Annotated in this window: 11 protein-coding genes; all 11 read left to right on the top strand. The window is 48.6% G+C overall.

Annotated features, from left to right (window positions below; all coding sequences use genetic code 11):
* Positions 1-11 precede the first annotated feature (11 nt).
* The 11 genes from JNO51_RS14105 to lhgO all read left to right on the top strand — a co-directional run bounded on the left by JNO51_RS14105 (position 12) and on the right by lhgO (position 11,711).
* Positions 12-1,424, top strand: a complete 1,413-nt coding sequence (locus JNO51_RS14105; RefSeq protein ID WP_305798420.1) for an FAD-dependent oxidoreductase — start codon at positions 12-14, stop codon at positions 1,422-1,424.
* 480 nt (positions 1,425-1,904) lie between these two features.
* Positions 1,905-3,179, top strand: a complete 1,275-nt coding sequence (gene tviB / locus JNO51_RS14100) for a Vi polysaccharide biosynthesis UDP-N-acetylglucosamine C-6 dehydrogenase TviB (RefSeq protein ID WP_305798419.1) — start codon at positions 1,905-1,907, stop codon at positions 3,177-3,179.
* A gap of 86 nt (positions 3,180-3,265) precedes the next feature.
* Complete coding sequence (locus JNO51_RS14095; RefSeq protein ID WP_215778424.1) at positions 3,266-4,261, top strand: hypothetical protein; 996 nt, start codon at positions 3,266-3,268, stop codon at positions 4,259-4,261.
* Between the two features lie 2 nt (positions 4,262-4,263).
* Positions 4,264-5,205, top strand: a complete 942-nt coding sequence (locus tag JNO51_RS14090; RefSeq protein WP_215778422.1) for a GDP-L-fucose synthase — start codon at positions 4,264-4,266, stop codon at positions 5,203-5,205.
* A 9-nt stretch (positions 5,206-5,214) separates the two neighbouring features.
* Positions 5,215-6,033, top strand: a complete 819-nt coding sequence (locus JNO51_RS14085) for a transketolase (RefSeq protein WP_215778420.1) — start codon at positions 5,215-5,217, stop codon at positions 6,031-6,033.
* Positions 6,030-6,992: a transketolase family protein gene (locus JNO51_RS14080; protein ID WP_215778419.1), complete on the top strand. Its 963-nt coding sequence runs from the start codon at positions 6,030-6,032 to the stop codon at positions 6,990-6,992. The genes JNO51_RS14085 and JNO51_RS14080 overlap by 4 nt, the downstream gene beginning before the upstream one ends.
* Positions 6,993-7,024: 32 nt before the next feature.
* Positions 7,025-8,194 carry a DegT/DnrJ/EryC1/StrS aminotransferase family protein gene (locus tag JNO51_RS14075; protein WP_215778418.1) on the top strand — a complete coding sequence of 390 codons (1,170 nt, stop codon included), beginning with the start codon at positions 7,025-7,027 and terminating at the stop codon, positions 8,192-8,194.
* Positions 8,195-8,200: 6 nt separating this feature from the next.
* Positions 8,201-8,941 carry a nucleotidyltransferase family protein gene (locus tag JNO51_RS14070; RefSeq protein ID WP_215778417.1) on the top strand — a complete coding sequence of 247 codons (741 nt, stop codon included), beginning with the start codon at positions 8,201-8,203 and terminating at the stop codon, positions 8,939-8,941.
* 11 nt (positions 8,942-8,952) lie between these two features.
* Positions 8,953-9,534, top strand: a complete 582-nt coding sequence (locus JNO51_RS14065) for an SIS domain-containing protein (RefSeq protein WP_215778416.1) — start codon at positions 8,953-8,955, stop codon at positions 9,532-9,534.
* 22 nt (positions 9,535-9,556) lie between these two features.
* On the top strand, positions 9,557-10,495 hold the full coding sequence (locus tag JNO51_RS14060) for an NAD(P)-dependent oxidoreductase (protein WP_215778415.1): 939 nt from the start codon (positions 9,557-9,559) through the stop codon (positions 10,493-10,495).
* The gene (gene lhgO, locus JNO51_RS14055; protein ID WP_215778414.1) at positions 10,473-11,711 is read left to right on the top strand and encodes an L-2-hydroxyglutarate oxidase; all 1,239 of its coding nucleotides are present in this window, start codon (positions 10,473-10,475) and stop codon (positions 11,709-11,711) included. Before JNO51_RS14060 ends, lhgO begins: the two co-directional genes overlap by 23 nt.
* Positions 11,712-11,734: the final 23 nt, after the last annotated feature.

Genomic DNA, 11,734 nt, shown 5'->3' with positions numbered 1-11,734 from the left:
TGAGGTGAATCATGGGTGACGTATTCCAATTTATGAATCTCGCACGCAATCCGGGCGAGAAGGTGGACGCCGAAGTCCGCAAGATCGAGTTCAAGGAAATTTACCAGCCGCTGAACCGGGAAGATGCCGGCGAGCAGGCCGGGCGCTGCCTGTCCTGTGGTAATCCGTATTGCGAATGGGAGTGTCCGGTACACAACTACATTCCCAACTGGCTGGAGCTGGTCAAGCAGGGGCGTCTGTTCGATGCGGCCGAGCTGTCGCACAAGACCAACTCGCTGCCGGAAATCTGCGGACGCGTCTGCCCGCAGGACCGTCTGTGTGAAGGCGCCTGCACGCTGAACCAGGGCGGCTTCGGGGCCGTCACCATCGGTTCGGTGGAGAAGTACATTACCGACGAGGCCTTCAAGGCCGGCTGGCGACCGGACATGAGTCGCGTCTCCTTCTGCAATAAGAAAGTGGCCATCATTGGCGCCGGCCCGGCCGGCCTGGCCTGTGCCGATGTGCTGGTGCGCAATGGGGTGCGGCCGGTGGTGTTTGACCGCTATGAAGAAATTGGCGGCCTGCTGACCTTCGGTATTCCGGAGTTCAAGCTGGAAAAGGCCGTGGTACGCCGCCGGCGCGAGATCATGGAGGGCATGGGTGTCGAGTTTTGCCTGAACACCGAAATCGGCCGTGACATCAAGATTGAGCCGCTGCTGCAAGAGTACGATGCGGTGTTCATGGGCATGGGCGCCTATCAGTATATGAAGGGCGGCTTCCCCGGCGAGGATCTGCCGGGCGTGCTGGAGGCCTTGCCCTACCTGATCAACAACGTGCGCCAGAGCATGGGCACCCTGCCGGCCGGCGAGGCGCCGCTCAATATGCAGGGCAAGCGTGTGGTGGTGCTGGGTGGTGGTGACACGGCGATGGACTGCAACCGGACTGCCATCCGCCAGGGCGCGGAGAGTGTGATCTGTGCTTATCGTCGAGACGAAGCCAACATGCCGGGCTCGCGCCGTGAAGTGGCCAACGCCAAGGAAGAAGGTGTCGAGTTCCTCTGGCAACGGCAACCGCTGGGCATTGAGCGTGCTGCAGACGGCAGCTTGCGGGTAAAACTGGCTGAAACCCGCCTGGGCGAGCCGGATGCCAAGGGGCGGCGCAATGCCGAGATCGTGCCCGGCTCGGAAGAGATCCTCGAATGTGACCACGTGCTGATTGCCTTCGGCTTCCAGGCCGAGGCGGCCTCCTGGTTTGAGGCACAAGGTGTCAAGGTGGATGGTCGTGGCCGGACGGTGGTGTCGTCACGTGGCGAGTTTAAGTACCAGACCGCCAATCCAAAGATCTTCGCCGGCGGGGACATGGTGCGCGGGGCCGATCTGGTCGTGCGTGCGGTGTTTGAGGGCCGGGAGGCGGCGGAGGGGATTTTGGGGTGGCTGGGGAGGTGAATTGATTTTGACAGGGAGGGGAGGGTGACAACAAGGCTCCCCTCTGATTAAGTATCCTTCGATAGATTCATCAGGTAGAGAGACTGCTCATGTTGTTGAGCGGTGACGGATGATCATAGAATCCCCCCCACGCATCTGTCATCCGTGGAGTTCGATACAGTCTTATTTGTGTTTCAAACGAATTTGGGTGTTTGTCGTTTTGAACGTTATATATCTTATCGTCTTCTAGCTTCGGAAAAGACAGTCCACGCCTTCCTCATATTGTAGTACATTAGGCTAAAATTTTTGTTCTGTAAGTGCATCTGTTAGACTCTGTTCGACAGCGCTATGCACTCATGAAATGAGATGTGTGTCGGTGTCACGGCTTTTTCATCAGTTTAGTAGTTTATTGATTATTATTGGATAATTTGGCGGGGTTTACCACCGCTTTTGGGCGGACAGCATTGTTTCCATTGAATTTTCGTTTCGGGGTAAAACTTGATGCATCTACAAGATGTTAAGCTTGCTGTTGTTGGACTTGGTTATGTTGGGTTGCCCTTGGCAGTAGAGTTTGGTCGGAAACGCTCCGTTGTAGGGTTCGACATCAACCAGCGGCGTATTAATGATCTGAAATGTGGCTCGGATTATACTCTGGAAACTACGTCGGATGAGCTAGCAGCAGCAAAACTCCTCACTTATACCGCAGAAATCGATGATCTTCGTGCATGTAACTGTTACATCATAACGGTCCCTACTCCCATTGACGAATACAAGCGGCCAGACCTAACTCCTTTGATCAAGGCTAGCGAAACTGTCGGGAAGGTACTTGCAAAGGGAGACATCGTTATTTATGAGTCTACAGTCTATCCTGGGTGTACTGAAGAGGACTGTGCCCCTGTTCTTGAAAAGTTTTCTGGGTTGAAGCTGAATCAAGATTTCTACTGCGGCTATAGCCCAGAACGAATTAATCCTGGTGACAAAGAACACCGCGTCACAACTATTAAAAAAATCACGTCTGGCTCAACGCCTGAAATTGCAGACTTGATCGATGCTTTATATAACGAAATTATTACAGTCGGTACACATAAAGCTGAAAGTATCAAAGTGGCCGAGGCTGCCAAAGTTATTGAAAACACTCAGCGTGATCTCAATATCGCCCTCGTGAATGAACTGGCCCTGATTTTTAATAAAATGGATATCGATACGGAAGCTGTGCTAAAGGCAGCTGGGAGCAAGTGGAACTTTCTTCCTTTCCGCCCAGGTTTGGTTGGTGGTCACTGTATTGGTGTCGATCCTTATTATTTAACTCATAAAGCACAAGCTATTGGTTACCATCCAGAAATTATTCTGGCCGGCCGGCGTCTGAATGACAGCATGGGTGCCTATGTGGCGGCTCAGCTGGTCAAATCAATGATCAAGAAGCGTATCCAAGTAGAGGGTGCCAAGGTATTGATCATGGGACTCTCATTCAAAGAGAACTGTCCGGATTTACGTAACACGCGTGTGGTCGATATCGTTGCTGAACTTAAAGACTACAACTGTGTTGTGGAAGTCTACGATCCCTGGGTGTCCGTTGATGAGGCCCGGCACGAATACAACATCTCGCCAATTCCTGAGCCGCATTCCGGTAGCTACGATGCCATCGTTTTGGCCGTATCTCATTATCAGTTCAAAAGCATGGGGGCTGCTGCAATCCGTGCACTTGGTAAGCCCAATTCAGTTTTGTATGATCTGAAATACGTTCTGACTGCTCAGGAGTCAGATTTGAGACTCTGAATTTCACTGAGTTTTCTGCGCGCGGCGGATAAAAATTTGCGTTGTCAATTTGGCGATAAATTTCATTGTGTTTGAGAAACGTTAATATGATTATTACCAGAACGCCCTTCAGAATTTCGTTTTTTGGAGGTGGGAGTGATTATCCTGCCTGGTATAGAGAGCATGGCGGCTCTGTTTTGGCAACCTCCATCAATAAATATTGCTATATTTCGTGCAGACGGCTCCCTCCTTTCTTTGAACACAAACACCGTATTGTTTATTCGCAAATTGAAAATGTCCAGACAATCGATGCGATTCAACACCCTGCGGTACGCGCCATTTTGCAATGGATGAATGTAGACGATGGCTTGGAGATTCACCATGATGGCGACCTTCCCGCCCGCTCTGGCTTGGGTTCTAGCTCTTCGTTTACTGTTGGTTTATTACATGCGCTATATGGAATGCAAGGAAAGATGGTCAGTCAGGAAAAACTGGCGGCTGATGCTATCCATGTAGAGCAAAACGTGATTGGGGAAAATGTAGGATCACAGGATCAAATCTCTGCTGCAATCGGGGGATTTAATAGAATTGAGTTTCACAAGAATGACTCCTTCGATGCTTCGCCAGTAATTTTGCCGGCAAATCGCAAAGAAGAACTGCGTTCTCACTTGATGTTGTTCTTTACTGGATTCTCTCGTATTGCTTCTGAAGTTGCTAAATCTAAGGTTGAGAATTTAAAAAACCGAGAAAAAGAATTGAACCATATGCGCGCCATGGTGGATGAGGCCATTGGATTGCTGCAAGATTCACGCGAGCCAATTGAACGGTTTGGCCAATTGTTGCATACGAGCTGGTTATATAAGCGTAGTTTGTCGGATCGCGTCTCTACGCCTGAAATTGATGAAATTTATCAATCTGCACTTGATGCGGGGGCTCTTGGAGGTAAAATTCTTGGTGCTGGTGGGGGGGGGTTCCTTCTCTTATTTGCTAAGCCAGAACGACAACAAGCAATTCGTGAAAGGTTGCATAAGCTTATTCACGTTCCTTTTGATTTTGAGGACTCGGGAAGCCGCGTCGTTTTATACCAGCCGAATGGGTTCTGAAAATGGATAAGCAAGCAAAAATTTACGTGGCCGGCCACACCGGCTTAATTGGTTCAGCCGTGCTGCGCAGATTAGAGCGTGAAGGATTTCGCCAGATTTTGGTCAAATCCCATCGAGATCTGGAGTTGACGGATACTGCGGCTGTAGAACGTTTTTTTGATGAGCACAAGCCAGACTACGTAGTTTTGGCTGCGGGAAAAGTTGGTGGCATCGTTGAGAATCAAACGCATCCTGCCGATTTCATGGATAAGAATTTGTCAATCCAGCTCAATGTCATGCGGGCGGCGCGTCGTTCTAAAGTTCGTAAATTGCTATTTTTTGCATCCTCATGCATGTACCCAAAAGTTTGTCCTCAGCCAATGAGCGAAGCAGCTTTGCTTTCCGGCTACCCGGAGCCAACCAGCATGGCGTACGCCATATCAAAGTTGGCAGGAGTTCAAATGTGCCTAGCTTATAATCAGCAGGATGGGGAAAATCGGTTCATTCCTGTCATTCCTAATAGTGCTTATGGACCGAATGATAATTTTGACCCCAAGTCGGGACATGTGTTATCTGCCTTGATCCGAAGGTTTCACGAGGCAAAACTCGCTGGAGCCGCCAGTGTGACTTTGTGGGGGAGTGGCCAACCTCGCCGAGAGTTTATCCATGTTGACGATATTGCTGATGCTTGTCTCTCATTGTTGGTACAAGATACTTCGCAGTTATCATTGCCTGTGAATGTGGGTAGTGGACTGGACTTCTCGATTAAGGAGCTTGCGGAGAAAATTGCCTCCGTTGTTGGCTATGATGGAGCGCTGGAGTGGGATACCAGCAAACCTGATGGTGCTCAAAGAAAACTGTTGGATAGTTCTCGTCTGAGGGAGTTTGGTTGGCGTCCAACTGTCGATTTCTACGATGGTCTGAAGTCAACGTACCAATGGTATGTTGGTCAGCAAACGAAGTGAGGATACCCTGTGCGAAATGAGCCTGTAGATTTATTACAAAAAGCCCACTGGGTTTGGCGCGAAACGCTGGCAATTCATCGGCGTGCGCCAGAGACTCGCTTGGCATCTTCTTTGTCTTCTATCGAGATCTTTGTAGCGCTTTACTATGGTGGGGTTCTCCGCTACGACGCGAAAAACCCCAGGGCGAAGCAGCGGGATCGGTGCATTATCAGCAAGGGGCATGGCTCGATTTGCATGTATCCAATCCTGGCTGACTTGGGCTTTTTTGCCATGGAGGCGCTGCAGCATGTCTGCGAGCCCGGCGGCTTTCTTGGCGGAATTCCTGATCCAGTGATTCCCGGCTACGAGACGGTCAATGGTTCGTTGGGCCATGGCTTGGGGGTGGGGACAGGATCGGCGTTTGGGCTGAAAAGACAATCAGAGGATATGAGCGTGTTTGTCGTTGCAGGTGATGGTGAATTGCATGAAGGGGCGAACTGGGAGGCGATCATGTTTGCCGCGCAGCACCAATTGGACAATCTGCACCTTATTGTAGACGACAACCGAATCAGCATGCTTGGCCATACAGATACCATCGTATCTCATGGCCAATTGAGTGCTCGCTTGGCCGCATTTGGCTGGGATTGCCAGGAAGTTGATGGTCATAATGTTCTTGAGGTGCAAAATGCCCTCTTGCTGGCCAAGCAATGCAGGGAAGGCAAGCCTAAGGCAATTATCGCCCATACGACTAAAGGGCGAGGCATACCAGGCCTTGAGGATGCACCCTTATCTCATATCATCAATCCCAAGCCGGAGTTGATCGATAGCTTGTTGGAGCAAACGAAATGAATGCGCCCGTGAAGACGCTAGCAATGCGTGATGCCTTATTGCAGCGTATTTGGCTTGCAATGGGTGAAGATCCCAAAATTTTCTTTGCCTGCGCGGACTTTGGCTCCCCCGTGCTTGATAAAATTCGTGCTGACTACCCAGATCGTTTCGTAAACGTCGGTATTGCGGAACAGAATCTCATCAATGTTTCTGCAGGTTTAGCTCTTGAGGGTTATACGGTTTTTGCTTATGCGATTGCGCCATTCATTACAATGCGCTGCTACGAGCAAATCCGCGTCAATCTTGCGCTGTTGTCTCAGGTACGACCAATGAATGTGAATCTCATTGGTGTCGGTGCAGGATACAGCTACGTAGTATCCGGTCCGACACATCAGTGCTACGAGGATATTACACTGATGCGTGCAATGCCAAATATGCGCGTGTTGTCGCCGGCGGATCAGGTTGTGGCCGGGGGGCTGTTCGATCTGTGTATACAAAAGAATGGACCAAAATATCTCCGATTGGACGCTCAGGTTTTGCCCATGATCTATACCTCTGAGCCTGATTTACATATGGGATTCCACGTTCATCGTCAGGGTAAAAAGGTTGCTCTGATTGCGACGGGTTACATGGTGCATACGGCATTGCAAGTGGCCGAAGCATTAACAGCTGAGGGGGTAAATGTTGGCGTGATCGATCTGTTCGATTTGTCTGAATTTGATCGGATAGGTCTGAATAATGAGTTGGCACGATACGAAGGTGCCGTGTCTCTTGAAGAAGGGTTCCATGGACGTGGCGGCATGGATGCAATGCTATTCGAGTTTATTCAGCGTGAAAATTTGCCGACACGGCTTTTGAATCTTGGTGTGGAAGGTGGGTATAGCTTTGAACTCGGGACACGCTCCAGTCTTCATGAAGAAGTGGGTATTGGCCCCCACGCTGTCATGTCAAAAGTTCAGAATTTCTTAAATGTCCTCTAAATTGGATCATAGAAAACTTGTTGGGAGAACTAATGAAATTTCCATTGATGCGCAATAATATTGCTCGAGAAGATTTGGATGCTGTTATTGAGCATCTGAAGCAAGATGATCCAATTCTGACTCATTCGGTTAATGTCCGTAAATTTGAGGCGGAATGGTCCAAATGGCTTGGCGTAAAATACAGCGTTTTTGTCAATTCCGGTGCCTCTGCTAACCTGTTGTCAATGGCCATTTTGCGTTTGAATCATCCTGATGGCGGTGAGGTGATTGTCCCCCCCCTGACATGGATTTCAGACATTGCTTCCGTTTTGCAAAATGGGTTTACCCCGGTTTTTGTTGATATTGATCCGCGTACATTAGGGATGGATAGCGCTCAAATCATCGCCAAGCTGAGTGAAAAAACCCGGGCTGTGTTCTTAAGTCATATTCAGGGTTTCGATGCACTGACGGATGAGCTGATTGTCGAACTGGAGCGTCGCAATATTCCGCTTATCGAGGATGTTTGTGAGTCGCACGGTGCCATGCATAATCATCGGAAAGCCGGCAGTATCGGCTGGATGTCCAACTTCTCCTTCTACTATGCCCATCATATGAGCACGATTGAGGGGGGGATGGTCTGCACCAATGATGAGTCTGTGTATCAACAAGCACGCATGCTTCGTTCGCATGGAATGGTCCGAGAAGCCAATAACGATCAACTCAAGGCATCGTATTTGGAGCAATATCCTGAATTGAATCCGGATTTCATCTTTGCTTATCCCGCTTATAACGTGCGTAATACCGAGATTGGCGGCATCATGGGGCTCAGTCAACTGAAGCGTCTTGACCAGAATGTTGCAAGGCGAACGGCGAATCTGGAGCGGTTCTTGAGTAAGATTGATCCTGTAAGATACCGCACAGATTTTAAGCTCGAAGGGTCGAGCAACTATGCCTTTAATCTTATCTTGCAACAACCTGATGACGATTTTGTCCAGCACTTAATGGTTCGGATGAGAGAATGCGGTATCGAGTTCCGTCGTGGAAGTGCAGGGGGCGGAAATCAGCTGCGACAGCCCTACTTAAAGGGTATTGTGCCGCACGATTATCACCTTCAGTTCCCTCAGACTGAGCACATCCACTTCTACGGCTTCTATATTGGCAATTTCCCGGATCTTCATGATGAAGAAGTCGATGAGTTGTGCCGAATCTTGAATGCGGTCTGATTTGCCATGATTCGAGGAGATGACTTGACAGACGGGGAGCCAACGACAGCAATTATTCTTGCTGGAGGCTTAGGAACACGGTTGCGGAGTGTTGTCGCCGATGTACCGAAACCAATGGCTCCTATCGATGGGCGCCCTTTCCTTGAGTATCAGCTTGATTATTGGATTGATCAGGGCATCCGCTCTTTCATCCTATCCGTTGGCTATCGCTATGAAGTGATAATTGACCACTTTGGCGCCAATTATCATGGGGCAATGCTTCAGTATGCGGTTGAAGAGCAGCCGTTGGGAACCGGGGGTGGGCTTTTGATGGCTGCCACCCTTGCTCCGCCGCATTCAACGCTCCTTGTTTTAAACGGCGATACGTTTTTTGATGTGTCACTGTCTGAGCTGATTGCCTTTCATCGACAGAGAAAGTCGGATTGGACGTTTGCCTTGTTTAATACATGTGATGCCAATCGCTATATGGGTGTCATTACTGATGATGATTGTCGCATTGTTTCTCTTCGATCGGCAATGAGTGATAAAAAGCCTTTTCTGGGGAATGGTGGCGTATACATCATACAGTCTGACGTTTTGGCTGACTGTGGATATGCTCAGGGAGAGAAGGTCTCACTGGAGGAGGGTATCCTGAGCACGATCCAGAATGCTGGCCGAGCATTGTATGGTTTGGCCTGCCCCGGGAAGTTTATCGATATTGGTGTTCCCCATGATTACCATCGTGCGAGTGAATTTTTGCGTACATGACGGGAAAAGAAATGAAACCATCCGAAATTTTGCAGGCTAACTTGCTCCGGTCGATTGCTGCTAAGCAGGCACTTTTGGCTGATGCTGCGCAATGTCTTTCTTTCGAGCAGGCGGCTCTGGATGTAGCCAGACAATATCGCAATGGTGGCAGACTCTACATTGCTGGAAATGGTGGGTCTGCTGCGGATGCCCAGCATTTGGCTGCCGAGTTTGTCAGCAAGCTGGCAAGGGACAGAAAACCCCTCCCGGCAGAAGCATTAACAGTTGATACTTCTATTTTGACGGCCATTGGTAATGACTATGGCTATGATGAGGTTTTCTCTCGTCAGGTAGAAGGAAAAATGTCCCCTCAGGATATTTTCCTCGGGATCACTACATCGGGTAATTCGAAGAATATCATACGTGCGCTTGAAGCATGTAAAAGAATGGATATTCCTAGTATCGTTTTTGCTGGCCGTGATGGCGGACTTTCTAAAGAACTGGCTACCCACTGCATTGTTTCCCCGGGTGAATATACCGCAACAATTCAAGAAGTACATATAGTGCTTGCTCATACGCTGTGTGAGTATATCGAGCAGCTGATGTTTAATTAACGCAACTTTAGAAGGAAAAAAAATGGCTTTTAATATTCTAGTCACTGGTGGCGCCGGTTACCTTGGCTCTGTTATGGTTCCCGACTTGCTAGCTGCAGGCCATAAAGTGACCGTGATTGATAATTTTATGTATAAGCAAGCAAGTCTCAACCATTGCTGCTATCACCCGAATTTCTCTGTTGTCAAAGGTGATATTCGTGTTGAGTCGACTATCGCACCACTGTTGAAAAAAAATGATGTCGTAATTCCTCTGGCTGCCTTGGTCGGTGCGCCTCTTTGCAGCATGGATCCCGTTGGGGCGACAACGACGAACCATGATGCGATTGAGATGATGCTTAAGCTGATGTCGAAAGAGCAAATGGTACTGATGCCAACGACCAATAGTGCATACGGTACTGGCGATGAGAATAACTTCTGCACCGAGGAGTCTCCGCTTAATCCTATTTCGCAATATGCTATCGAAAAGGTTAAGGTTGAGAAAAAGCTCATGGAGCACCCGAATGCGATTAGCTTCCGACTGGCTACGGTGTTTGGTATGTCTCCCCGCATGCGAATCGACCTGCTGGTGAATGACTTCACCTACCGAGCTGTTCATGACCGTTTTGTAGTTCTTTTCGAAGGACAATTCAAACGAAACTATATCCATGTGCGAGATGTGTCACGGGCATTCCAGCACGCTCTGAATAATCATGAGAAAATGAAGGGCCAAATCTATAACGTCGGCCTGTCTGATGCAAACGTGTCGAAAACAGAACTTTGCGAACATATTCAAAAACAATTGCCTAATTTCGTTTTCATTGACGCCCCGGTTGGTAAAGATCCGGACCAGCGTAATTATATTGTTTCTAATGAAAAATTGGAGTCCACTGGATTTAAACCAGAGTTCTCTCTTGATCGTGGTATTTCCGAGCTAATTACCGGGTTTACTATGATTCGCAATGCCCGTTTTGGTAACGTGTAAAAATATTATGGCTCAAACCTGTGATTACTTGATTGTCGGTGCTGGTATTGTTGGCTTGACGGTTGCAAGAGAACTGAAACGGCGTAATCCAGCTGCAAAAATTATTGTGCTGGAGAAAGATGTTGAAGTTGGAAAGCATGCCAGTGGGCGTAACAGTGGCGTATTACATTCTGGTGTTTACTACGGAAGCACGACGCTCAAAGCGAAGGTGTGCTCTTCGGGCGCAACTAAAATGCGCTTGTTTGCCGAAGAGCACAACATTCCTTGCCGCCGTTCTGGGAAAGTTATCATTGCAACATCTGAGCGGGATTTGCCAACAGTCGAGCGTTTATTAAAAAATGCGAAAGAGAATGGCATAGTTGCCGAACGCTTGGATGAGGACGGTATTCGCAGGCTTGAGCCGCATGCGACAGCGTATCAAACGGGCATATATTGTCCAGATACTGCTGTAATAGATAGTAAAGCAGTTGTCTGTAAGCTACGGACGTTGCTAGAGCAAGAAGGAGTAGAGATTGTTTTCGAATCTCCTCTTGTGTCGGCTTTGCCCCGTGAAAAAATTGCGCAGACCCCAAAGGAAACATTTTCCTATGGATATCTTTTTAATTGCGCGGGGGCTGGAGCAGATATAGTAGCCAAAAAGTTTGGATTAGCGAAGGACTATACATTAGTACCTTTCAAGGGTATTTACTACAAATTGCGACCAGAGCGCAGAGATCTCGTACTTGGCAATATTTATCCTGTGCCCGATGTTGATCTACCTTTCCTCGGCGTCCATCTCACGCGAGGCATCAGCGGAGATGTCTACGTTGGTCCAACCGCAATACCAGCCCTTGGCCGCGAGAATTATGGCATCCTCAAGGGGCTGGAGCTGTTCGAAAGCATGAAGATTGGCGTAGAACTTTTTGGTATGTACTGTGCCAATAAGCAAAATTTCAGGTTGCTGGTGCATACAGAAGCAAAAAAATATTTAAAAAGCTCCTTTTTGGCATCTGCGCAAAAACTGATGAAAGAGCTGACTGCTTCTGACTTGATTCCCTGTGATAAGGTGGGTATACGACCTCAGCTAATCAATGTCAAAACCAAAACGCTTGAGATGGATTATATTATCGAGAGAACTGATAGTACGCTGCATGTACTTAATTCTATTTCTCCTGCATTTACGAGCTCAATGGCATTTGCTGAGTGGCTGGTGGATAGAGTGGAGGAGGCGCGTTGACGGGCATGGACTTGACTGATTTT

Source organism: Paludibacterium sp. B53371 (assembly GCF_018802765.1).
Taxonomy (GTDB): Bacteria; Pseudomonadota; Gammaproteobacteria; order Burkholderiales; family Chromobacteriaceae; genus Paludibacterium.
Note: the sequence above shows the minus strand (reverse complement) of the source record. Positions and strands in the feature narration are given on the sequence as shown.